The 22,394-nt window shown below is 70.6% G+C and carries 19 protein-coding genes; 9 read left to right on the forward strand and 10 right to left on the reverse strand.

The features are described from left to right. Positions 1 to 113: 113 nt before the first annotated feature. Entirely contained in the window at positions 114 to 1,526 is a 1,413-nt protein-coding gene (locus tag H9Y04_RS15445; protein ID WP_187814384.1) for an aminopeptidase P family protein, read from the forward strand. Between the two features lie 43 nt (positions 1,527 to 1,569). Here the strand turns inward: H9Y04_RS15445 and H9Y04_RS15450 are convergent, their stop codons facing one another. The 5 genes from H9Y04_RS15450 to H9Y04_RS15470 form a co-directional block, all read right to left on the reverse strand. Further along, entirely contained in the window at positions 1,570 to 2,967 is a 1,398-nt protein-coding gene (locus tag H9Y04_RS15450; protein ID WP_187814385.1) for an FAD-binding oxidoreductase, read from the reverse strand. 111 nt (positions 2,968 to 3,078) lie between these two features. Next, positions 3,079 to 5,661, reverse strand: coding sequence for an ATP-binding protein (locus tag H9Y04_RS15455; protein WP_214661203.1), 2,583 nt, complete (start codon positions 5,659 to 5,661; stop codon positions 3,079 to 3,081). Positions 5,662 to 5,755: 94 nt separating this feature from the next. Beyond that, the gene (locus tag H9Y04_RS15460) at positions 5,756 to 6,685 is read right to left on the reverse strand and encodes a phosphatase domain-containing protein (RefSeq protein ID WP_308800986.1); all 930 of its coding nucleotides are present in this window, start codon (positions 6,683 to 6,685) and stop codon (positions 5,756 to 5,758) included. Positions 6,686 to 6,688: 3 nt separating this feature from the next. Next, positions 6,689 to 7,894 carry an RNA ligase gene (locus tag H9Y04_RS15465; RefSeq protein ID WP_187814387.1) on the reverse strand — a complete coding sequence of 402 codons (1,206 nt, stop codon included), beginning with the start codon at positions 7,892 to 7,894 and terminating at the stop codon, positions 6,689 to 6,691. 106 nt (positions 7,895 to 8,000) lie between these two features. Then, the gene (locus H9Y04_RS15470; protein WP_187814388.1) at positions 8,001 to 8,705 is read right to left on the reverse strand and encodes an NAD(P)-dependent oxidoreductase; all 705 of its coding nucleotides are present in this window, start codon (positions 8,703 to 8,705) and stop codon (positions 8,001 to 8,003) included. Between the two features lie 219 nt (positions 8,706 to 8,924). Here H9Y04_RS15470 and sigJ point away from each other — a divergent pair, with 219 nt between their 5' ends. Together sigJ and H9Y04_RS15480 are read left to right on the forward strand one after the other, a co-directional pair. Beyond that, positions 8,925 to 9,890 carry an RNA polymerase sigma factor SigJ gene (gene sigJ, locus H9Y04_RS15475; RefSeq protein WP_187814389.1) on the forward strand — a complete coding sequence of 322 codons (966 nt, stop codon included), beginning with the start codon at positions 8,925 to 8,927 and terminating at the stop codon, positions 9,888 to 9,890. A 36-nt stretch (positions 9,891 to 9,926) separates the two neighbouring features. Then, complete coding sequence (locus tag H9Y04_RS15480; RefSeq protein ID WP_187814390.1) at positions 9,927 to 11,372, forward strand: glyceraldehyde-3-phosphate dehydrogenase; 1,446 nt, start codon at positions 9,927 to 9,929, stop codon at positions 11,370 to 11,372. A gap of 70 nt (positions 11,373 to 11,442) precedes the next feature. Here H9Y04_RS15480 and H9Y04_RS15485 read toward each other — a convergent pair whose 3' ends face one another. Then, entirely contained in the window at positions 11,443 to 12,960 is a 1,518-nt protein-coding gene (locus H9Y04_RS15485; protein ID WP_187814391.1) for a peptide MFS transporter, read from the reverse strand. Between the two features lie 313 nt (positions 12,961 to 13,273). Here H9Y04_RS15485 and H9Y04_RS15490 point away from each other — a divergent pair, with 313 nt between their 5' ends. Then, on the forward strand, positions 13,274 to 14,041 hold the full coding sequence (locus tag H9Y04_RS15490) for a YqjF family protein (RefSeq protein ID WP_187814392.1): 768 nt from the start codon (positions 13,274 to 13,276) through the stop codon (positions 14,039 to 14,041). A 127-nt stretch (positions 14,042 to 14,168) separates the two neighbouring features. Next, on the forward strand, positions 14,169 to 15,500 hold the full coding sequence (locus H9Y04_RS15495) for a glycoside hydrolase family 18 protein (RefSeq protein WP_187814393.1): 1,332 nt from the start codon (positions 14,169 to 14,171) through the stop codon (positions 15,498 to 15,500). A 73-nt stretch (positions 15,501 to 15,573) separates the two neighbouring features. Here H9Y04_RS15495 and H9Y04_RS15500 read toward each other — a convergent pair whose 3' ends face one another. Then, positions 15,574 to 16,362, reverse strand: coding sequence for a phosphatase PAP2 family protein (locus tag H9Y04_RS15500; protein WP_187814394.1), 789 nt, complete (start codon positions 16,360 to 16,362; stop codon positions 15,574 to 15,576). Beyond that, positions 16,359 to 16,928, reverse strand: coding sequence for a DUF421 domain-containing protein (locus H9Y04_RS15505; RefSeq protein WP_187814395.1), 570 nt, complete (start codon positions 16,926 to 16,928; stop codon positions 16,359 to 16,361). Before H9Y04_RS15505 ends, H9Y04_RS15500 begins: the two co-directional genes overlap by 4 nt. A gap of 200 nt (positions 16,929 to 17,128) precedes the next feature. On the opposite strand from H9Y04_RS15505, the gene H9Y04_RS15510 reads away from it, so the two are divergent. The 4 genes from H9Y04_RS15510 (at position 17,129) to H9Y04_RS15525 (ending at position 20,494) form a co-directional block, all read left to right on the forward strand. After that, positions 17,129 to 18,091 (forward strand): tellurite resistance/C4-dicarboxylate transporter family protein, encoded by a 963-nt coding sequence (locus H9Y04_RS15510; RefSeq protein WP_187814396.1) that lies wholly within the window; start codon positions 17,129 to 17,131, stop codon positions 18,089 to 18,091. A 101-nt stretch (positions 18,092 to 18,192) separates the two neighbouring features. Continuing rightward, positions 18,193 to 18,885, forward strand: a complete 693-nt coding sequence (locus H9Y04_RS15515) for an ABC transporter permease (protein ID WP_187814397.1) — start codon at positions 18,193 to 18,195, stop codon at positions 18,883 to 18,885. Continuing rightward, positions 18,882 to 19,559: an ABC transporter permease gene (locus tag H9Y04_RS15520; protein ID WP_187814398.1), complete on the forward strand. Its 678-nt coding sequence runs from the start codon at positions 18,882 to 18,884 to the stop codon at positions 19,557 to 19,559. The genes H9Y04_RS15515 and H9Y04_RS15520 overlap by 4 nt, the downstream gene beginning before the upstream one ends. Next, positions 19,556 to 20,494, forward strand: coding sequence for an ABC transporter substrate-binding protein (locus H9Y04_RS15525; protein ID WP_187814399.1), 939 nt, complete (start codon positions 19,556 to 19,558; stop codon positions 20,492 to 20,494). Before H9Y04_RS15520 ends, H9Y04_RS15525 begins: the two co-directional genes overlap by 4 nt. A gap of 75 nt (positions 20,495 to 20,569) precedes the next feature. Here the strand turns inward: H9Y04_RS15525 and H9Y04_RS15530 are convergent, their stop codons facing one another. Further along, the gene (locus H9Y04_RS15530) at positions 20,570 to 21,730 is read right to left on the reverse strand and encodes an ABC transporter ATP-binding protein (RefSeq protein ID WP_187814400.1); all 1,161 of its coding nucleotides are present in this window, start codon (positions 21,728 to 21,730) and stop codon (positions 20,570 to 20,572) included. A 59-nt stretch (positions 21,731 to 21,789) separates the two neighbouring features. After that, a partial coding sequence (locus H9Y04_RS15535) for a LutC/YkgG family protein (RefSeq protein ID WP_187814401.1) occupies positions 21,790 to 22,394 on the reverse strand: 605 nt, incomplete at its 5' end.

Genomic DNA, 22,394 nt, shown 5'->3' on the forward strand with positions numbered 1-22,394 from the left:
ATTATCCGGGGCGTGATGGCAGATCCGTGCCAGTGGCACTGCCGAGCCCCCGACGGCTGGGACAGCGGCTAGCTTTCCAGCGCGTACCGAGTCCTCGAAGAAGGGTGTACGACGTGGCGAAGCGCCGGAAGAACGGGCTCTACACGGAGATCTCCGAAGAGCTCTCCGCCCTGATGCGCTCGGGCTGGGCCGACACCGAGCGGCACGACCTCGAGCCCGACGCGCAGGCGCCGTACGCGGCCCGCCGTCGCGCCGCGCTGTCCGCGCGCTTCCCCGGCGAGCGCCTCGTCATCCCGTCGGGGAACCTCAAGTCCCGCTCCAACGACGACACGTACCCTTTCCGCGCCTACACCGGCTATGTGCACATGACCGGTGACCAGGCCCGCGACGGCGCTCTCGTCCTGGAACCCCGCGCGGACGGCGGCCACGACGCGTACTGCTACCAGCTGCCGCGCGACAGCCGTGACGACGACGAGTTCTGGAGCGGCTACCACGCCGAACTGTGGATGGGCCGCCGCCGCTCCCTCGCCGAGTCCGCGCGCGTGCTCGGCCTGGCCTGCCGCGACGTCCGCAGCGCGGCCGAGGACCTGGCCGCCGCCGGCGAGGTGCCGACGCGTATCGTCCGCGGCATCGACCCGGCCCTGGAAGCCGCCGTCAGCACCGACGAGGAGCGTGACGCCGACCTGGAGCAGGCGCTCAGCGATCTGCGCCTCGTCAAGGACGAGTGGGAGATCGGCGAGATGCGGCAGGCCGTGGACTCCACGGTGCGCGGCTTCACGGATGTCGTCGGCGACCTGTCGACGGCCGTCGCCACCTCCGAGCGCTGGATCGAGGGGACCTTCTACCGCCGCGCCCGCCTCGAAGGCAACCACGTCGGCTACGGCTCCATCTGCGCCGCCGGAGACCACGCCACGATCATGCACTGGACCGACAACGACGGCCCGGTGCGTCCCGGCGACCTGCTCCTGCTCGACGCCGGCGTCGAGTCGCGCACGCTCTACACCGCCGACGTCACCCGCACCCTGCCGATCAGCGGCACCTTCAGCGCGGTGCAGCGCAAGGTCTACGACGCCGTGTACGAGGCACAGGAGGCCGGGATCGCGGCGGTCAAGCCGGGCGCCGCCTACCGCGACTTCCACGAGGCGGCCCAGCGCCACCTCGCCGCCCGGCTCGTCGAGTGGGGCTTCATCGAGGGCCCGGCGGAGCGCGCGTACGAGCTCGGTCTGCAGCGCCGCTTCACGATGGCCGGCACCGGCCACATGCTCGGCCTCGACGTCCACGACTGCGCGCACGCCCGCAACGAGGAGTACTTGGACGGCGTCCTGGAGCCCGGCATGATCCTCACGGTCGAGCCCGGTCTGTACTTCCAGCCCGACGACCTGACCGTCCCCGAAGAGTGGCGCGGGATCGGCGTACGGATCGAGGACGACCTCCTCGTCACCGCCGACGGCAACGAGAACCTCTCGGCGGGCCTGCCGCGCTCGGCGGACGAAGTCGAGGCATGGATGGCCGAGTTCGCGGGCTGAGCGCATGGGTGCCGGGGCCTTGGCCCCGGCACCCGTCGGCTGCTTACGGCCGCACCGCCGGCCGGATGTTCTGGTTCAGCCGGAACAGATTCTCCGGGTCGTACGCGGCCTTGATCCGTGCAAGGCGCGCGTAGTTGTCGCGGTAGCTGGCCCGCACCCGCTCCTGGCCCTCGTCCATCATCATGTTCACGTACGCGCCGCCCGCCGAGTACGGGTGCAGCGCCTCGAAGTAGTCCACGGTCCAGCGCCTGATCAGCTCCGCGTTGGCGGGATCGGGGTCCACGCCGGCGTACACGGAGGCCCAGGTCGACCTGCGGTAGCTCCACGGGGTGTCCGCCGGAGCGTGATCGTGGACGGCTCCGTCGATCGGGTACAGGTGCATCGTGGACTGCCCGGTCGGCAGCTCGGCACCGAACTTGGCGTGCAGCGCCACCGCCTCGTCGGGGATCTCGTCGACGAAGTCCGCGCGCCAGTACCACTGGTCGCCGGGCGGGTACAGGCCGTCGAAGGCCGACTGCAGCGCCGGATGCGGCATCTCCTGCGGTCCGTGCAGCAGCGGTTCGGGCAGCACGTCGAGCAGCGGCGCCATCGCCTGGGCGGCGGCCTCGGTGTCGCCGCCCGCCCAGCACCACACGACCGCGGCTGTCTTGCGGCCCTGGATCGCCTCCGGGAACGGCGGCGCCGGCGGTACGCACCCGTACATGAAGAATCCGTTGAGCTCGCGCGGCGCGGACGGCAGGAAGTCCCGGTAGGCGGCGAGGACTTCGGTGCCCAGCTCGACGGGCCAGAAGGTCGGTCCTGCGACGACCATGCTCAGTTCGTGCAGCCGGAACAAGAACGAGGTCACCACCCCGAAGTTGCCCCCGCCGCCGCGGATCGCCCAGTACAGATCGCTGTTCTCGTCCGCGCTCGCCCGCACCGACTCGCCGTTCGCGAGGACCACGTCCGCTTCCAGCAGATTGTCGATGGACAGACCGTACTTGCGGGTGAGGTGACCGAGGCCGCCGCCGAGCGTGATCCCGCCGACGCCGGTCGTGGAGATGATGCCGCTGGGCGTGGCGAATCCATGGGCGTTCGTGGCACGGTCCACCTCGCCCCACACGCAGCCGCCGCCCACGCGGACGGTGTGTGCCCGCGGATCGACGCTGATGTCCTTGAGCGGGGAGAGGTCGAGCACCACCCCGTCGTCGCAGGTGCCGAGCCCGGCGCCGTGGTGACCGCCGCCACGGACGGCGAGCAGCAGCTGATGGTCGCGGGCGAAGCCGATGACGCTGCGCACATCGGTCGCGTCCGTGCAGCTCGCGATGAGCGCGGGACGCCGGTCGATCATCGCGTTGTAGACGGCGCGCGCGGAGTCGTACCCGGCGTCGTCCGGACCCGTCAACTTCCCCTGGAACCCCGACAGTTCCTGTCGGGCTGCCTGGATCGGTGTCTTCCCCATGAGATCCCCCGTTGGCTGCGGACCCCGAACAGGTCCGATTTGCACGTTTCTAGTACGGGGCCGGGGGCGCCGATATCCGTGAGGACCACTCAGGTCGTGCCGGGCACCTACCTACGTCAGCCCCAACTCGCCTGCCCGTGCGGTCGCTTCGCGCCGGGTGCGGGCGCCCAGCTTCTCCAGGACCGCGGAGACATGGTTGTCGACGGTGCGTACCGAGACCACCAGGCGGTCGGCGATCTGCGGGTTCGTCAGGCCCTCGACCATCAGGCGCAGCACCTGCAGCTGCCGCTCGGTGAGCCCCGCGGGATTGACCCGGGTCGCCGCGAGCGGACCGCGCGGGATCCGCCGCACCCCGAGCACGCGCAGCTCGGACCTGACGTGGCGGGACAGCGGCTGCGCGCCCAAAGCGTCCAGGAGGGCGAGCGCGGCCAACTTGTCGTCCACCGCCGGACTTTCGGCGAGCGCCGCCGCGTACTCGTACGGACAGCCCGCCTTGTGCCAGAGATCGGCGGCCGCGCGCCACTGCCCGGCGCTCTGCAACGCGTACGGATGGCCGGACTCGTCCGGCGGGACCGGATGCCCGGCCCGGGTCAGCCAGTAACCCAGCTCACCGCGATGGGCGGGGGAGTCGAGCGCGCAGGCCTGCTCGTACGTGCCGAGCGCGGCCTCGACCGTGCCCGCGAGGTCACCGCGCAGCCAGGCCGCCTCGGCCCGCGCCGCCGCGACCGGGCCGGTGCGCTGCAGCTCGCGGGCGCGCACCGCCATCTCCCAGGCCTGAGCGAGCAGTTCGTCACCGCCCTCGGCGCCGCGTCGGATGCGGACGCGTGCGAGCACCGTCAGCGCGGGGCAGCGGCCCGGCACGTGGTCGTGCACGCCGAGCTCCGCGTACCGCTCGGCCTCGCCCCAGTCGGCGGCCGCGAACCGGCGCAAGGCCAGTTCCACCTGCAGATAGCTGAGAAACCCCAAGTGCTCGGCCCGGTCGGCGAGTTCGAGCGCCGCCGGGAAGTATCGGTCGGCCTCCGCGTACTCCAGGCGTTCCAGGAGGTTCCAGATCAGGTTCGCGTACGCCCGGCAGGCGTGCTCCACCTCGCCGGCGCCCAGCGCCACCTGCAGCGCCTCCTCCAGCTGGGCACGGCCGTGCGGGTCGCCGGTGCGCCAGAGCGAGCAGCCGACGTTGTTGAGCGCGTGCGAGAGGATCGCCGCGTCGTCGCTCGCGCGGGCCAGGCCGATGGCACGCGTCCCGAACTCGACGGCCTCGGTGTGCCGTTCGGACAGCATGTGCAGCTGCGCGGTGTTGCTCAGGGCCAACGCGAGCAGCCGTGGATCGTCCGCCGTTTCGAGTACGGCGATGGCCTCCTGTGCGGCCTTCTGCGCGGCCTCGGCGTCACCGGCCCACCAGTGGATCCGCGACAGCCAGCGCAGATCCGCGCCGAGCGCCCGGATGTCCGCGAGGGAGCGGCGCAGCGCCACCGCCTCGCGCTGCGCGGCGACGGCGGCCGCGGAGTCGGCGATCGTATAGCTCTCGACGGCGAACTGTTCGAGCAGAGTGGCGAGTTCGGCGGGCGCATAGCGTCCCCGGTCGCGCAGTACCAGGCGCAGGTGGGCGGCCGCCTCGCGGTGCGCGCCCGTACGGGAGGCGTCGGCGGCGGCCGCAGGCCCGTACTGGGCGATGTCGTCCGCGTCGCCGGCCTGCGCCGCGTGGTGCACGATCCGCGACGGATCGGCGCCGGGGCTCGCGACGAGCGCGCGCAGCACCGCGCGGTTCAGGGCGATCCGGCGCGCGGCGGGCAGCGAGTCGGCGATCGCCCGGCGGATCAACTCGTGCCGGAACACCACGCGTTCGGGCGTCACGGAAAGCAGCCCGTGCTGCTCACCATCCGCGAGAGCGGTCATCGGATGGTCCAGGAGCACCTCCGCGAGGCGGTGCTCCACCGCCGAGGGCACCACGGCCAGCTGCTCCAAGGCGTCCCGCGCCCCGGCGTCAAGACCGCGCAGCCTGGCCAGGACCGCATCCACCACCGTGGGCGGCGCGCAGCCCGTGTTGCCCGCCGCGAGCACTTCGGCCACGAAGAACGGATTGCCGGAGGTCACCTCGTACACCTGGAAAGGGTCGAGGCCCTCGGCCTCGCTCATCCGGGCCACGGCCTCCCGCGACAGTCGGGGCAGCGGCAGCCGGAGCACCCGGTCCGCCCGCGAGGCCTGGCCGAGCAGCTGCCGCAGTGGATGCTCGCGGCCCAACTCGTCGTCCCGGTAGGTCAGGACGAGCAGCGCGGGCAGCCGCTCCACCCGCCGGACAAGAAAGCGCAGCGCGTCGAGCGAGGCCTCGTCGGCCCAGTGCACGTCCTCGACGGCGAGTACCACCGGAAGCGGAGCCGTGGTCAGCTCCGAGCGCAGGGCGTCGTACACCCGATGGCGGTCGCCCGCTCCCCGCAGCGCCTTCGCCAGCTCCTCGCCCACCGGTTCAGGGCCGCCGACCAGATCGCGGAAGGGCCCGAGCGGACGTCCGGTGGCCAGGTCGTCGCACTGGCCCACGAGCATCCGCGCCTGCCGGGGGAGCACCGCGGACATGGCCCTGACCAGGCTCGACTTCCCGATGCCGGCCTCGCCGAAGACGAGCGCCACCGCACCGGCCCCGTCGGCCGCCTCGCGCGCGGCATCAGCGAGCCGGCCCAACTCGTGGTCACGCTCGAGCATCCCCCGGTCCACGGCGCAATTCTGGCACGGCGGGACGGTTCGGACAGGGGTTGTCCGAACCGTCCGTCAGCCGGAACCGGAGGAATCAACCACCCTAGAAATCGCCGTAGTTGACCTGCCAGGTCGGCAGTCCCATCCGTCGCCACACCGCCACCACGCGGTCGCGGTCGTCCAGCGACACCCGCACCGCGAACCGGTCGCGGACATGCGCGTCGAACAGCTCCGCCTTCACCAGGTCGTCGCGGCGATGGTCGCCGCGCGCCCGCATCCACAGCTCGTCGTACGGCACTTCGTGACGCGCGAGCCAGGCCTCGGTGATCTCCCGGTGCTCCTCGCCGCGGCCGGAGAGCAGCACGATCACATCGCTGTCGGCGGCCCGGAACGCGCGCAGCGCCCGCCGTACCGACTCGTTGAGCGTGTCCTCGTCGCAGCGCGTGAAGTCGTACGGCCCGCGCTCGCCGCGCATCGCGAGCGTGCCGTCGATGTCGCACATCACCGTGGCGGGCAGCGCCGGGTCGGCCACGTACGGCCTGACCTCGGGCTCGTCGTTGAGCCACTCGGCGGTCAGCCGCCAGCCGCCCTTGGTGGCCTTGAGATGCTTGTCCGCGAGGATGCGGATGATCTCCTCGCCCACCTCGCGCGGACGTCCCGCGTCCCGGCGGATGCACTCCTCGACGGGCACATCGGTGAAGTCGTGCACCACGAAGGTGCCCTTGCCCGCGACCGCGGCCTTCAGACGCTTCGGGATGTGCGGGGTGAGATGCGTGTTGTCGACGACCACGTCGAAACCGCCCTCGACCGCCGCGCGCACCGCCGCGTCCTGGATCTCCAGGACCGTCTGCTCATGCGCGTACGAACGCCGCTGCTCGGGCGAGGGCACGTCCAGCATCACGCGCAGATCGTCCAGATTGACCCGGCGCATCCGCCCGCCGGACTCCTCCTGCAGCTTGCGCGCGGCGGTCGTCTTGCCCGAAGCGGGCAGCCCGGTCATCACGTGCACTACGGGCTTGGTTGCCTCGGACACGGTTCAGTTCTCCTCGTCGTTCTTGAAGGGGTCGGCGGCCTCGGGCCGTACGGAACGGTAAGTGACCAGCTCGGTCGTGCGCGCGTCGAGACGCAGGAACATCGCGGAACGCAGGTTCTTCTCGGGCAGCGCCTGTGCCGCACGAGCGAACGCGCCCCGGTCGGTGCCCAGGTGAGCGATGCCCTCGTACGCCTCGTCGATCGCCCGCTCGCGCGCCACGACCTCGCGCTCGAACCCGGCGATCAGCTCCCGCACCCAGGCGTCGAACTCGTCCGGCACCTGCTCGAGCAGCGCGTCGAGCGGCTTGGGGTCCGCCTCGATCTCCGCGGCCGTGCAGTTGAGGGCCTGCGCCACCTGCTTGGCGGGCAGGTGCGCGAAGCGCTGGACACCATGGCTGCGCCAGATGTCCCGCTCGGTGACACCGGTGATGACCTTGTGCAGGCGCACGTACTCGGCGAGCTTGGCCTTGGCCCGTACCCCCGACGCGAACCGCAGCACGAAGCCCTCGGCATCCGTGCCGGTGGCGCTCGCGCCGCCGGGCAGCGTGTTGGCCTCGGTCAGCGCGATCAGCTCGGCGAGCGGCATCGCGGGCCAGACCCGGACCACCGAACCGATCCCGTCCCAGTGCTTCGCCGCCTCGGTGAGCGGGAGCTCGGTGCCGTCCACGCCGAACGCCGCGAGCAGCACCAGGTCACGGCGGTCGCCGTAGTCCACGACGATGCGGTTCTGCGGGTACAGGATCTCCGCGAGGTACGTCACCCCGGGGACGAGGCCCGCAAGGTCGAGACCGTCGAGCCTGCGCTGCGCCCAGGTCGCCTGGTCGCTGATGAACGAGCCCTTCGAGGCCACATGCCAGCGGCCCGCGTAATGGAAGACCACCGCGAGGCTGCCGTCGACCTTGTCGTACACCTCGAACGGCTCGTCCGGCAGCGCCGGCGCGTAGGGCTGACCGCTCGCGTGCTCGCCGACGTTGAAGAACTTCGCCAGCGGCAGCGCGACGATCTCGCCCGTGGCGTCATCGGCCACCAAGCCGCGGCAGCGCGTGGTCACCGCGGTCCAGGCCCGCTCGTACTGCGCGCTGCGCGTGTACGTGTAGATCGAAAGCGGCAGCTCGGGGTGCGGCTTGCGGGTGACGTGCCCGGCTTCGAGCGCGGCCGCAAGCTCGTCGCGCGGCAGCAGCTCGTCCAGGGTCAGGGGCGCCCCGCTCATCATGTTCCTCCCGGTTCGTGGAGCCCGATCCTCTCCTGCTGCAGGCGCTCGACGAAAGCGAATTAGCTGGTGGAACCGGGTGCCGGCGGGCCACCACCTTGTCCGGTCAGCCGGCCTTCTTACCGCCGAAAGCCTCCTTCCGGAGAAGCTCGACGAAGGTCGGCGCTCCTTGCGTGGTGCGTACGTCGACGAACGCGTGGACGTCGAGGCCGTCGACCGCCCTGCGTACCAAGGCGTGTGCGAGGTCGGAGCGGGAGGTGAACCGGCCGGGGAGACGGGTTGCGGCGACCTGGTAGCCGGAGACGGCGTCCGCGTCGAAGAGGCCGCCGGGGCGGACCACCGTCCAGTCGAGGTTGCTGTCGCCCACGATCGCCTCCATGCGGCGCATGTCCTCGTACACGGTGCGGCCCATCGTCCGGGCGATCAACGGCTCGACGACCCGGCGGAAGAGGAATCCCTCGCCGGGTGCGGGCGTGTCGAACAGCACCGTGGACGTCACACAGACCAGTCGCCGGACGCCGTGCTCGGCCATCGCCTGGGTGATGTGGGTGCTGCCCTCGGAATAGAGGGAGACAGGGGTACGCCCGTAGGGCACCCCGAGCGATGAGATCACCGCGTGCTGTCCGGCCACCACGGCCTCGACGGCGACCGGGTCGCGCACGTCCGCGCCGACGACCCGCAGCCGGGGATCGGTGAGCGGGAAGTCCTCGGGGCGGCGGGTCGCGGCAGTGACCTCGTGACCGTCGGCGAGGGCCTGCGCGGTGGTCCGGCGACCGGTGGGGCCATTGGCTCCGAACACGACGAGCTTCATGAGGGGTGTCCCTTCGGTACGGACGACCGGAGTGTGCTCGGGAGCCCAACTCCCCGTCGTCCAGACGGTTTTGACACCTGGGAGGAGAGGGGCGGCAGCGAGTGTGACCTCTTGCGGACCGGCTGAGAGGTGACTCACACTTCCGGAATTCATGTCACGTTCTGCGGGCGAGGGGCCTCGTCGCAGGAAAGGGCGGACCTGGGTCAGGGGAGGCGTGGCATGACCGACCGTGCACCGCGGCAGACGGAGGCGGCGGCGACCGAAGCGGCGACGCAGGTCTTCGTCGACCATCGCGAGCTGCTGTTCTCCGTCGTCTACAACATCCTCGCCGGCGTGGCCGACACCGAGGACGTACTCCAGGAGACCTGGCTGTCCTGGGCGGGCCGGGACCGTGACCCACGGCAGGCGCCCGTCGAGAATCCGCGTGCCTACCTCGTGCGGATCGCGGTGAACCACGCGCTCGCCCGGCGGGCCCTGGTCGACCGCCGCCGTGAGACGTATGCCGGACCGTGGCTGCCGGAACCCCTCGTCGCCGACTCCCCGGTGGAGAACGCCGACGCGGGTGAGCGGGCGCTGCGCGGCGAGGCGGTGTCGATGGCGCTGCTCGTGGTGCTCGAGACGCTCAGTCCGCTGGAGCGTGCGGTGTTCGTCCTCAACGAGGTGTTCGGTTACGCGCATACGGAGATCGCGGAGATCCTCGACCGCAGTGCCTCGGCGGTACGCCAGCTCGCCCACCGTGCCCGCTCGCACGTACGCTCCCGGCGCCCGCGCTACGAGGCCCACCCGCGCATCCGGCGCCAGGTGACCGAGCGGTTCGTCGCGGCGGCACTCGGCGGTGATCTTGCGACGCTGCTTGAGATCTTGGCGCCGGACGTGACGCTGTGGACCGACGGGGGCGGCAAGGCCCGTTCGGCGCCGCGTCCGGTCAGGGGCCGCGACAAGGTCGCTCGCACGCTGGCCGGTTTCGCCGCGCGCCCGCCGGCCGACCTCGACATCCGCTACCGGAGCGTCAACGGTGATGAGGCCGCGGTGGTGTACGCGGACGAGGCCCCCTTCGCGGTGATGGTGATGGACCTGACCGCCGAGGGCGGCGAGGTGTCCGACGTGTACATCGTCACCAGTCCCGAGAAGCTCTCCGGGGCCCAACCGGCCCCCATTGATCGATCAAGGCGGCCAGGGGTTTAGCATGTGAGCGCCGCCTAGCTCGAAAGATAAATTCCTGTGACTGTCAACGACGACTCGTTCACCAACTGGAAGCACCGCGAGGAGATCGCGGAGTCGATGATCCCGCTCATCGGGAAGCTGCACCGCGAGCGGGACGTGACCGTCCTGCTGCACAGCCGCTCCCTGGTGAACAAGTCGGTGGTCTCGCTCCTGAAGACCCACCGCTTCGTGCGTCAGATAGCCGGCGAGGAGCTCTCGGTCACCGAGACGCTCCCGTTCCTGCAGGCCCTGACCACGCTGGACCTCGGCCCCTCGCAGATCGACATCGGCCGGCTCGCGGAGGAGTACCGCGCCGACGACCGTGGTCTGAGCATCGAGGAGTTCACCGCCCAGGCCGTGGCCGGTGCGACCGGTGAGAACAAGATCGAGTGCCGTGAGGGCCGCGATGTCGTGCTCTACGGCTTCGGCCGCATCGGCCGCCTCGTCGCCCGCCTCCTGATCGAGAAGGCCGGTTCCGGCAACGGCCTGCGGCTGCGCGCCATCGTCGTGCGCGGCGGCGGTGACCAGGACATCGTGAAGCGCGCTTCCCTGCTGCGCCGCGACTCGATCCACGGCCAGTTCCAGGGCACGATCACCGTCGACGAGGCGAACAGCACGATCGTCGCCAACGGCAACGAGATCAAGGTGATCTACGCCAACGACCCCTCCGAGGTCGACTACACGGCGTACGGCATCAAGGACGCCATCCTCATCGACAACACCGGCAAGTGGCGCGACCGCGAGGGCCTCTCGCAGCACCTGCGCCCCGGCGTCGACAAGGTCGTCCTGACCGCTCCCGGCAAGGGTGACGTCCCGAACATCGTGCACGGCGTCAACCACGACAGCCTGAAGCCGGACGAGCGGATCATCTCCTGCGCCTCCTGCACCACCAACGCCATCGTCCCGCCGCTCAAGGCCATGGACGACGAGTACGGCGTGCTGCGCGGCCACGTCGAGACGGTGCACTCGTTCACCAACGACCAGAACCTTCTGGACAACTACCACAAGGCCGACCGCCGCGGCCGCTCCGCGCCGCTCAACATGGTGATCACCGAGACCGGTGCAGCCTCGGCCGTCTCCAAGGCGCTCCCGGACCTGAAGGCGCACATCACCGGATCCTCGATCCGCGTGCCCGTGCCGGACGTCTCGATCGCGATCCTGAACCTGCAGCTGGCCCGTGAGACCACCCGCGAGGAGGTCCTCGACCACCTGCGCGAGGTGTCGCTGACCTCGCCGCTGCGCCGGCAGATCGACTTCATCTCCACGCCGGACGCGGTCTCCAGCGACTTCATCGGCTCGCGCCACGCCTCGATCGTGGACGCGGGCGCGACCAAGGTCGAGGGCGACAACGCGATCCTCTACCTCTGGTACGACAACGAGTTCGGCTACTCGTGCCAGGTGATCCGGGTCGTCCAGCACGTCTCGGGCGTCGAGTACCCGACGTATCCGGCGCCGGCCGTCTGAGCCATGCGTACGTGAAGGGCCGCCGGTGTTCCGGCGGCCCTTTGCGTTGTACGAGACGGTGTACGGACGGTCAGTTGATGGAGCCCATCAGCTTCTGCACCCGCCCGCGATAGGCCCAGATCCCCAGACCGGCGACCACCGCCACGGCGGCCTCGACACCGACCACGCCCCGGCTGTCCAGGTTCATGCCCGCCGTCGCGAGCAGCGACATCAGGGAGTCGCCCGCGGTCACGGCCAGGAAGAACACGCCCATCATCTGGGAGGCGTACTTGGCCGGGGACATCTTCGTGGTCAGGGAGAGACCGACGGGGGAGAGGCACAGCTCGCCGATGGTCTGCACGAAGTAGATCGCCACCAGCCACATCGCCGCGGCCTTCGCACCGTGCGCGGCGGTGGTCATCGGGATCAGGAACACGAAGAACGAGACGCCCGCGAGTACCAGGCCCGAGGAGAACTTCACGATGGTGCTCGGCTCCTTGCCACGGCGGTTCAGCCACAGCCAGGCGCTGGCGATCACCGGCGCGAGGGCCATGATCAGGACCGGGTTCACCGACTGGTACCAGGAGACGGGGAAGCTCCAGCCGAAGACCGTGTTCTGCGCGGAGTCGTCGGCGAACGTGGCCATCGTGTAGGAGCCCTGGTCGTAGATCGCCCAGAAGATCGCGGCGGCCACGAAGAACCAGATGAAACCGGACATCTTCGACTGCTCAAGCTGCGTCAGGCTCTTGTCCCGCTTGATGCGGACGAGGACCAGGATCGGGATCACGATGCCGAGCACGGACAGCGGGACCAGGATCCAGTTGTCGGTGATGTCCGTGAAGGACGCGACGATCACGTAGAACAGAACCGCCGCGGCGGCCGCGAGCAGCGACTTCTGGATCACGCTCTTGCGCTCGGCGGCGCTGAGCGGCTTGGGCACCACGTTCGAGACCTCGCTGAGGTGGCGGGTGCCGAACAGGAACTGAGCGAGGCCCAGGCCCATGCCGACCGCCGCGAGCGCGAAGCCCAAGTGCCAGCTGACCGTCTCGCCGACGGTGCCGATGATCAGCGGCGAGAACAGGCCGCCCAGGTTGATGCCCATGTAGAAGACGGTGAAGCCGCCGTCGCGGCGCGGGTCGTCCGGACCGTCGTAGAGGTGGCCGACCATCGTCGAGATATTGGCCTTGAGCAGGCCGGAACCCGCCGCGACGAAGGCCAGACCGAGGAAGAAGGTGGGCGCGCCGGGGACCGCGAGCAGCAGGTGGCCGATCATGATGCCGACGGCCGAGATGGTGACCGTCTTGCGCGGGCCCCAGACCCGGTCGCCGAACCAGCCGCCGGGCAGCGTGAGGAGGTAGACCATCGCCGAGTAGATCGCGAAGATCGAGGCCTCGGTCGCCACGGACATCCCGAGCCCGCCGCCCTGCATGCCCTTGGACGCGTCCGCGCCGCCCGAGATCAGGTAGAGCGGCAGCAGCGCGCGCATCCCGTAGAAGCTGAAGCGCTCCCACATCTCGGTCATGAAGAGGGTGGCGAGACCACGCGGGTGCCCGAAGAAGGTCTTCCCGGTGGGGTTGGGCGCGGGGGCCATGGTCAGGCTCGAAGCCATGGAGGGTTCCTCGATCGCTCGGGACGCGCGGGGTGAGCGGGTTCGCGCCCGGGTGGGTGGCCGGCACCGCCGCACGGCCTCGCCCTGCGCTCATGGGCTCCGAGAGGCCGTGTCCGACGGGATCCACGCCTCGTATGCCTCATTGCACCGAAGGCCCGGCCCACAGGTCAGTCACTGATATCCACTCTGACGACTGTGTCGGGGCCGCTTAAGTGCCATTTGTCCCTACGCGGAACATAAAGGCATCGGCCGAAAGTACGGGCCGCCCCGGGGCGCCCGGCAGGCCGCGCGGGCCGTCTGGGAAGCTGCCGGAGTGACGTACACGCCGGTGCGCCCCGAGCCCATCACCGCGGACCCGCCGGGATACCCGGCGCGTGCGCTGCTCACGCAGTCCTGGCTCGACCTGGCGTTCGTGCACTGGGCGGCCGACCCCGCGGACGTGGCCCCGCTGCTGCCCGCCGGCACCGTGCCCGACACCCTCGACGGCGCCACGTACGTCGGCCTGGTCGCCTTCCGTATGCACCGCGTCGGCTGGTTCCGGCTGCCCGGCGTCCCGTATCTCGGCAGCTTTCCTGAGACCAATGTCCGTCTCTACTCCGTCGACGGGCAGGGCCGCCGCGGCGTCGTCTTCCGCAGCCTCGACGCCTCCCGCCTCATCCCGGTCGCGGTGGGCCGCGCGGCCTTCGGTCTGCCGTATCTCTGGTCGAAGATGTCCGTACGCAGGGACGGCGACGTCCTCGTCTACGCCAGCCGCCGCCGCTGGCCCGGGCCCCGCGGTGCGCGCACCCGGATCGCGCTGCGGGTGGGGGAGCGGGTCGAGGAGCCGAGCGAGCTCGAGCACTTCCTCACCGCGCGCTGGGGCCTGCACAGCGCCTTCTTCGGCCGGTCCCTCTACCTGCCCAACAGCCACCCGCGCTGGCCGCTCCACCACGCGGAACTCCTCGACTGCGAGGACGAGTTGGTGGCGGCGTCCGGACTGCCGCGGCCCGTGGGCGCACCGGTCAGCGTGCTGTACTCGCCCGGCGTCCCGGTGGAGTTCGGGCGGCCGGGGCGGGGGCCGGCGGGTATTCCTACGCCCTGAGGCGCGTCGAGGTCATTCCTGCACGCCCTCTTGACCCTTTCTGGTCCAGACCAATAACTTCGGCGGGCCGACTCCCGTCAGTACCAGTGCAGTTGGCCTCGTCCGTCGACCAGGAATGAGCCAGCCCATGCGCCGAAGAATTCTGCCCCAGGCGGCCACGGCCGTCTGCCTCGTCGCCTTGATCGCCCCGCTCGCGCAGGCCCAGGAGGACCACGCGCCCGCAGCCGCCGCGAGCGACCGCGGCGGCTCCTCGCTCAAGCGGGTCGGCTACTTCACCCAGTGGGGTGTCTACGGCCGCGACTTCCAGGTGCAGGACCTGGACAAGAGTGGCGCCGCGGCCCGTCTCAGCCATATCAACTACGCCTTCGGCAATGTCAGTCCGCAGGGCAAGTGCTTCCTGAACCCCGTGCCCGGCGAGTCCGACCCCTGGGCGGACTACCAGCGCCCCCTCGACGCGGAGAACTCCGTCGACGGTGTGGCCGACACCGACACCCAGGCCCTCGCCGGCAACTTCAACCAGCTCAAGGAGCTGAAGGCCAAGCACCCCGGCCTCAAGGTGATGATCTCGCTCGGCGGCTGGTCCTGGTCCACCCACTTCTCCGACGCGGTACGAACTCCCGAGTCCCGTAAGGCATTTGTGCAGTCCTGCGTCGACCTCTATCTGAAGGGCAACCTGCCCCAGGACGGTGTACGCGGCGGAGAGGGCGCCGCCGCGGGCGTCTTCGACGGTGTGGACCTCGACTGGGAGTGGCCGGGCTCCGAGGGCGACGCGGACACCGTGTTCCGGCCCGAGGACAAGAAGAACTTCACGGCGCTCGTCGCCGAGTTCCGCAGCCGGCTCGACGCGCTCGGCCGCAAGAACCGCAAGCACTACGAGCTTTCGGCCTTCGTGCCCACCGCCGAAGCCAAGATCGACGCGGGCTTCGAGGTCGGCAAGATCATGAAGAACCTGGACTTCGTGACCCTGCAGGGCTACGACTTCCACGTCAGCGGCGAGAAGACCACCGCCCAGCAGTCCGCGCTCTTCTCGCGCAACGACTTCAGCGTCAACGGCACCGTGAACTCCTGGCTGGAACGCGGCGCACCCGCCCGCAAGCTGGTCGTCGGCATGCCCTTCTACGGGCAGGGCTGGACCGGAGTCAGCGGCGGCGGGGACGGCATGGGGCAGCCCGCCACCGGCCCCGCGCCCGCCAAGTGGGCCAACGGCTACGCCGATTACAAGGAACTCAAGGCGCTCGCCGCATCGGGCACGTACAAGATCCACCGCAATGTGCGCGAGGGCCACTCCTGGATCTTCGACGGCACGACGCTGTGGACCTACGACGACCCGGCCGTGCTCGCCCTGAAGTCGGCGTATGTGAAGGCCCGCGGCCTCGGCGGTGCGATGTTCTGGTCGCTCGACGCGGACACGCCGGACGGCGAACTGGTCCGCACCGTGGACCGCGCCCTCGGGCGCTGACACGGGCCGGCGCACCTTCGAACTCCGCCCGCCTGCCAGGGATACGACCCCGGGCAGGCGGGCGGTTCCATGGTCAGGAGCGCCGGCTCCGGACCGCGGGCGGATCGAGATGCGGGGCGACCCGCGGCAACTGCCACGGCAGCGCGCCGAACCACCAGTACGCCACCGCGAACCCGAAGCACACGCACAGCAGCCCGCCGACCGCGTCCAGCCAGTAGTGATTCGCCGTGGAGATGATCACCGCGAGCGTCGCGAGCGGATAGAGCACGCCGAGCACCCTCACCCAGGCCGGCCGCGCCAGCGCCACGATCATCGTGCCGCACCACGTGGACCAGCCGATATGCATCGAAGGCATCGAGGCATACGGGTTGGACACCGAGGCGTTGTGGCCGTCGTTGCTCATCGAGCCCCAGGTGTCGTGTACCAGCAGGGTGTCGATGAAGCCCCCGCCCTCCATGAGCCGCGGAGGCGCGAGCGGGAAGAAGTAGAAGCCCACCAGGGCCACCGCGGTGGTCGCGAACAGCGCGAGCCGCGCGGTCAGATAGCGGCCCGGGTGCCTGCGGTACAGCCACACCAGAACGCCGATCGTCACGATGAAGTGCAGCGTGGCGTAGTAGTAGTTCATGCCCACGATCAGCCAAGTGACCTTGTCCACCGCATGGTTGATCGCACGCTCGGCTGCGATGCCCAGCGTCTGCTCCGCGTCCCAGATCCGATGCGCGTTGCGCATCGCCGTGGCCCGCTCCTCAGGCACCGCGTTGCGGACCAGGGAGTACAGCCAGTAGCTGACCGCGATCAACAGGACCTCGAACCACAGCATCGGCCCCCGCGGGGTGCGCAGCCAGGTCCACAGGGCACTCATCCGCGCAGCCCGCCTTCTTCAAGACGCCGGCGCAGCGCGGCGATCTCGGCCCGCAGTGCCGCGATGTCGTTCTTGTCGGCCGCCTGGTCGCCGTCGCGCAGCGTCACCACGAGCGCGCCGCCCGGTTCGAGACTCACGGAGGTGGTCTCCGTGACGTCGTCGCCGCCCTGCCGCCGTACCGCGACATCCAGGTCCGTGGTCCGCAGCCCGTACCGCCGCACCTCGCGCCGCAGCCAGCGCCCGTCACGCGCCAGCTCCACCGGCCTGCCCTCCAGGAGCCGGCCGAGACGGTCGGACAGCAGCGCCGACCGAGCGACCACGGCATTCACCGCGAGCAGTACCGCGGCGCCGAGCGCCGCCCCCGACATCGAGTTGTCCGGCCCGATCACCGCGTTCTGCACGACGTTCGAGAGCAGCAGCATGACGACCAGGTCGAAGGTGTTGAGCTGTGCCAGATCGCGTTTGCCGAAGAAGCGGAGCAGCACGAGGACGATCAGATACACGGCGATGGTGCGCACCGTCTTCTCGCCGTACGAGATCCCCGCATCGAACAGGTCCTGCCACACAGCCGCTCCTTCGCCGCGCATCCTCTGACCGGCACTCTCGCACCGGCCGCCGCACCCCGCCCGCCGGAGCTGCTGCACCGATCGGCGCAGCAGCTCCGGCGGGGCGCGCGGGTTTTGGCGAGGGTGGGCGCATGACCGAGAGCGTGGAACGCGAATGACCGGCTGCGTGGTGGCACCATGACCGGCTGCGTGGTGCACGGATGACCGACCATGGCTCGGCCCCTGGACTGGTCGGCTGGTGGGCGGGCCTTTCGCCCGCGGCCGGGGCGGCCGTCATGGCCACCGCGATCGTCTCGGTCGGCCTGCATCTGACGGGCCACGAGAACCTCTCGCTCGCCGCGCTCGCCCTCGGCACGCTGTTCTGGGCGGCCCTGGCCGCGGACTTCCTGATCCGTCTCGTGAGCGACCTCGCTCGCTGGGAGGCCGAGGCCGACACCCCGCCCGCGCTCACCGCGGTCGCCGCCACCTGCGTCCTCGGTACGCGCTACGCCCTGCTCGGCTGGACGACCCTGGCCGTCGCGCTGCTCGCGCTCGCCTGCGTCCTGTGGCTCGTGCTGCTGCCCTCGGTGCTGCGGCACTGGGGCCGGCGCATGCCCGGCGGGGTGTTCCTCGTGTGCGTGGCGACGCAGGGCCTCGCCGTCCTCTCCGGCACTCTCGCACCGCTGCTCGACGTGGACTGGCTCGCCCGGGCCGCCCTCGCGGCCTTCTGCCTCGGGCTCGTCCTGTACGTGGCGGCCTTCGTCCGCTTCGACCTCACGACCGTACGCAGCGGAGCAGGCGACCAGTGGGTCGCGGGCGGCGCACTCGCCATCTCGGCGCTCGCGGGCTCCAAGCTGGTGGCGGCCCCGCAGCTCACCGGCTCCCTCCACGACGTGCTGCGCACCGCGGCACTCGTCCTGCTCGGCCTCGACCTCGCCTGCTATCTGCTGCTGCTCGCCGCCGAGATCCGCTGGCCGCGCCTTCGCTACGACGTCCGCCGCTGGGCCACCGTCTTCCCGATGGGCATGACCGCGGTGGCCACGCTCTCGGTGGCGACGGCGGCCAAGGTGCCCTGGCTGGAGGGCCCGGGCAAGGTCCTGCTGTGGATCGCCGTCGCCGTCTGGGCGGCCGTGTGCACGGGGATGGGGCGCTCGGCCGCCCGGGCCGTCACGGGCAGGCCGTAGCCGGCCCGCACCGGCGCGCCGTCCCCGTACGCGAGCAGGTCCCCCACTCGTACGGCCGATCAGGACGGGCCGCCGCCCCGGTGCCCGCCTTGAATGGACAAGTGACCGCGCCCCAGGTGACCGCCCCGGACGACTGCCTCGCGCGCAATGAATGGATCTGCGGCAAGTACCTGACGACCCGCTCCGAGATCCTCACCGACGCGGTGCTCCAGCATCTGGAACTGACCGCCGTCTCGGTGCTCATCGGCCTGGTGCTCGCCGTCCCCCTCGCCGTCGCCGCCCGCCGCTGGCACTGGGCCGCGGGTCCGGTGCTCGGTCTGACGACCGTGCTGTACACGATCCCCTCGCTCGCGATGTTCTCGCTGCTGCTTCCGGTGTACGGACTGTCCGCGGCCCTGGTCGTCGCGGGTCTCGTCCTGTACTCGCTGACCCTGCTCGTCCGCAATATCCTCGCCGGACTGCGCGCCGTGCCCGAGGAGACCCGGCAGGCCGCGCGCGGCATGGGCTACGGACCGATCCGGCTGCTGCTCACCGTCGAACTCCCGCTCGCCGTACCGGCCGCGATGGCCGGCCTCAGGATCGCCACGGTCTCGGCGGTCTCGCTGGTGACCGTGGGCGCGATCGTCGGCTACGGAGGCCTCGGCAATCTCATCTACGCCGGGATGAACACGTACTTCAAAGCGCAGGTCCTCACCGCCTCCGTGCTGTGCGTGATCATCGCGATCGCCGCCGATCTGCTGCTCCTCGGGGTGCAGCGGCTGCTCACGCCCTGGCAGAGAGGGGCCCGCGGATGAAGACCTTGCGCGACGCCTGGGACTGGCTCACCGACCCCGCCAACTGGTCCGGCGGCGACGGCGTCTGGCACCGGCTCACCGAACACCTCGTGCTCACCGTCGTCTGCCTGGTCATCAGCTGTCTGATCGCGCTCCCGATCGCCCTGGTGCTCGGCCACCTCGGCAAGGGCGGGGCGCTGGCCGTGAACATCTCCAACGTCGGCCGCGCCGTGCCCACCTTCGCGGTCCTCGTGCTGCTGCTGCTCACCCCGATCGGCAAGTGGGGCCAGGGGCCGACGGTCGTCGCGCTCGTCCTGTTCGCCGTGCCGCCGCTGCTCACCAACGCGTACGTCGGCATGCGCGAAGTGGACCGCAGCGTCGTCCAGGCCGCACGCGGGATGGGCATGACGGGACGGCAGATGCTGTGGCGCGTGGAACTGCCGCTCGCGCTACCGATGATCATGAACGGTGTCCGGATCGCCGCCGTGCAGCTCGTCGCCACCGCCACCATCGCGGCCCTCGCGGGCGGCGGCGGACTCGGCCGGATCATCACCGCCGGCTTCAACCTCGCCTCCACGGCCCAAGTCGTCGCGGGCGCCGTCCTGGTGGCCGCGTTCGCCCTGATCGTCGAGGGGCTCTTCGAGATCGCCGAACGCCTGGCACCGGGCTGGGCGCGGGGGAGGGCCGCCGCATGAGAAGACCCCTCGCCGCGACCTGTCTGCTGACCGCACTGCTCGCGGGCTGCACCACGGGACCCTCCCTGGAGAACCAGGGCGAGGTCACCGCACCGCCCGGCGACAGCAAGTCCCTGACCATCGGCTCGGCCGGCTTCACGGAGAGCGACCTGCTCGCCCAGATGTACGCGAAGCTCCTGGCCAAGGCCGGTTACAAGACCACGCTGCTCACCGTCGCCAACCGCGAACTGTACGAACCGGCCCTGGAATCCGGCCAGATCGACGTCGTGCCCGAATACGCGGCGACCTTCGCGGACTGGCTCAACGCCAAGGCCAACGGAGCGGACGCACCTCCCGTCGGCTCACCGGACCTCGCCGCCACGATGACGGCCCTGCGCCGACTGGCCACGCCCCGCGGCCTCACCGTCCTCGACCCCGGCAAGGCGGTCGACCAGAACGCCTTCGCCGTCACGGCCGCGTATGCCGAGCAGCATCGGCTCAAGACGCTGTCCGACCTCGGCCGCTCCGGCCTCAAGGTGCGGCTCGCGGCGGGCGACGAGTGCGTGAAACGCCCGTACTGCAAGCCCGGGTTGGAGCAGACGTACGGGATCAACATCACGGCCATCGATCCCAAGGGTGTCGGCACCACGCAGGCGAAGAAGGCCGTGCAGTCCGGCCAGGACCAGATGGTGCTCACCACCAGCACCGACGCCACGCTCGGCGAGTTCGGGCTGGTGCTGCTCGCCGACGACAAGAAGCTGCAGAACGCGGACTACATCGTGCCCGTGGTGAACCGCTCCCGGGCCGGCAGCGAGAAGGTTGCCGGTGTGCTCGACGAGCTCAACAAGGTGCTCACCACGGCCGATCTGGCCTCGATGAACCAGCAGGTGGACAGCTGGCGGCGGCTTCCCGAGGACGTCGCGGAGACGTATCTCAAGGAGAAGGGGCTGCTGTAAGGCGCGGTGGGGCGGCAGTTGCTCCCACTGCCGTGAGGGGAACGGCTGCTCCGACTGCCGTGGGGGAAACGCCGGTTACGCGTCCGCCACCGAGTCGAACTCCACCTCGTCGCGCCCGATGCCGAGCGCGTCCGCGTCCACCGACCGGCGCAGCGCCTCGTGCAGTTTCGCCGGAGTCAGTACGCCGAGGAAGCGGGCGCCGTCGAGTACCGCGACCCAGCCCGCGTCGTGCTGCAGCATCACGCCGAAGGCGGTCTTGAGCGGGGCGCCCACGGGCACCCAGGAGTTCATCCGGTGGGCCAGCTCGCCGACCTTGGCGTCGCCGGCGAGCGCGAGCTCGTCGACGCCCGCCCAGCCGTGCAGCTCGCCGGCCTCGTCGAGGCAGACGGCCCAGCGGGCGCCCTCGGCACGCAGCCGGGCCGCGGCCGCGGAGGCCGACTCGTCCAGGCGGGCGAGCGGCGGCTCCTCCAGGTCGTCGGGTTCGATCTCGGTGACCGACAGACGCTTCAGACCCCGGTCGGCGCCCACGAACTCGGCCACATAGGGCGTGGACGGTGTGCCGAGTACGGCGCCCGGGGTGTCGAACTGCTCGATCCTGCCCTGCCCGTAGACCGCGATCCGGTCGCCGAGCCGCACGGCCTCCTCGATGTCGTGCGTGACCATCACGACCGTCTTGCGCACAGTGCGCTGCATCTGCAGGAACTGGTCCTGCAACTGCTCGCGGACCACCGGGTCGACCGCGCCGAAGGGTTCGTCCATCAGGAGGACCGGCGGGTCCGCGGCCAGGGCCCGGGCCACGCCCACGCGCTGGCGCTGTCCGCCGGAGAGCTGGTCGGGATAGCGCGAGCCGTACTTCTTCGGGTCGAGGCCCACCATGTCGAGCAGTTCCGCGGCACGCGCCTTCGCCTTGGAGCGCTTCCAGCCGACCAGGGCAGGGACGGTGGCGGTGTTGTCGAGGATGGTGCGGTGCGGGAACAGGCCGACCTGCTGGATCACATAGCCGATACGGCGCCGCAGCTTCACCGGGTCGACCTTCGAGATGTCCTCGCCGTCGACGAAGATCTTGCCCTCGGTGGGTTCGATCAGCCGGTTGATCATCATCATCGTGGTGGTCTTGCCGCAGCCGGAGGGTCCGACGAGCGTCACGAGTTCGCCCTCGGCCACCTCGAAGGAGAGATCGTCCACGGCGGTCGTGCCGTCGGCGTACCGCTTGGTCACCCGCTCGAACCGGATCATGTCCTCACGCTACGAGCGGGGCGAGAGGGCCGCACACCGGGACGGGCCGCACGGTGTGCTCACTCGACCAGAATCACCTGGAGCGTACGGGGACCGTGCACGCCCTCGACCCGGTCGAGCTCGATGTCGCTGGTCGCCGACGGGCCCGAGATCCAGGTCAGCGGCTTGCGCGGATCGAGCCGGGGGAGCGCCTGTGGTACGGAGGCGACGACCTGCTCCGGGACGCGTACGACGCAGATGTGGTGGTCGGGGATCAGCGTGATCCGCCGCCGCCCCTGGTCGGGGGAGCCGTCGAGGACGATGGTGCCGGTCTCGGCGATCGCCAGGGCGCAGCCCGTCACCACGGCCGACACCTCGTCGAGCTCGTGCGGAGTGCTGTCCGGGCCGTCCGCGACGAGCGGCGCGGCCACGGCGGCCAGCCACTCCTCCGGCAGACCCGCCGGGGCGAGGACGGAGGACGTGCCGCGTTCGGCGAGGAGCCGCGCGATCAGGGCGGGCAGTCCGGCCTTCTGCGTGCGGTGGACGAGGGCGCGATATTCGGCGAGGTTCTCCGCCAGTAGATCGATGTGCTCGGCGGTCGTCCCGGCGCCGTGCTGCTCCAGGTAGTCGCGTTGCACCGCGTTCTCGTAGGGCTCGGATGGCTGCTCTCCGACGGCTCGCCGGA

It is taken from the genome of Streptomyces polyasparticus (genome assembly GCF_014493765.1).
Lineage (GTDB): Bacteria > Actinomycetota > Actinomycetes > Streptomycetales > Streptomycetaceae > Streptomyces > Streptomyces polyasparticus.

Excerpts from the sequence above, each read along its gene's own strand:
- H9Y04_RS15450 (WP_187814385.1), bottom strand. The coding sequence starts at position 2,967 with ATGGGGAAGACACCGATCCAGGCAGCCCGACAGGAACTGTCGGGGTTC.
- H9Y04_RS15455 (WP_214661203.1), bottom strand. The coding sequence starts at position 5,661 with ATGCTCGAGCGTGACCACGAGTTGGGCCGGCTCGCTGATGCCGCGCGC.
- H9Y04_RS15465 (WP_187814387.1), bottom strand. The coding sequence starts at position 7,894 with ATGAGCGGGGCGCCCCTGACCCTGGACGAGCTGCTGCCGCGCGACGAG.
- H9Y04_RS15470 (WP_187814388.1), bottom strand. The coding sequence starts at position 8,705 with ATGAAGCTCGTCGTGTTCGGAGCCAATGGCCCCACCGGTCGCCGGACC.
- sigJ (WP_187814389.1), top strand. The coding sequence starts at position 8,925 with ATGACCGACCGTGCACCGCGGCAGACGGAGGCGGCGGCGACCGAAGCG.
- H9Y04_RS15485 (WP_187814391.1), bottom strand. The coding sequence starts at position 12,960 with ATGGCTTCGAGCCTGACCATGGCCCCCGCGCCCAACCCCACCGGGAAG.
- H9Y04_RS15495 (WP_187814393.1), top strand. The coding sequence starts at position 14,169 with ATGCGCCGAAGAATTCTGCCCCAGGCGGCCACGGCCGTCTGCCTCGTC.
- H9Y04_RS15500 (WP_187814394.1), bottom strand. The coding sequence starts at position 16,362 with ATGAGTGCCCTGTGGACCTGGCTGCGCACCCCGCGGGGGCCGATGCTG.
- H9Y04_RS15510 (WP_187814396.1), top strand. The coding sequence starts at position 17,129 with ATGACCGACCATGGCTCGGCCCCTGGACTGGTCGGCTGGTGGGCGGGC.
- H9Y04_RS15520 (WP_187814398.1), top strand. The coding sequence starts at position 18,882 with ATGAAGACCTTGCGCGACGCCTGGGACTGGCTCACCGACCCCGCCAAC.
- H9Y04_RS15525 (WP_187814399.1), top strand. The coding sequence starts at position 19,556 with ATGAGAAGACCCCTCGCCGCGACCTGTCTGCTGACCGCACTGCTCGCG.
- H9Y04_RS15530 (WP_187814400.1), bottom strand. The coding sequence starts at position 21,730 with ATGATCCGGTTCGAGCGGGTGACCAAGCGGTACGCCGACGGCACGACC.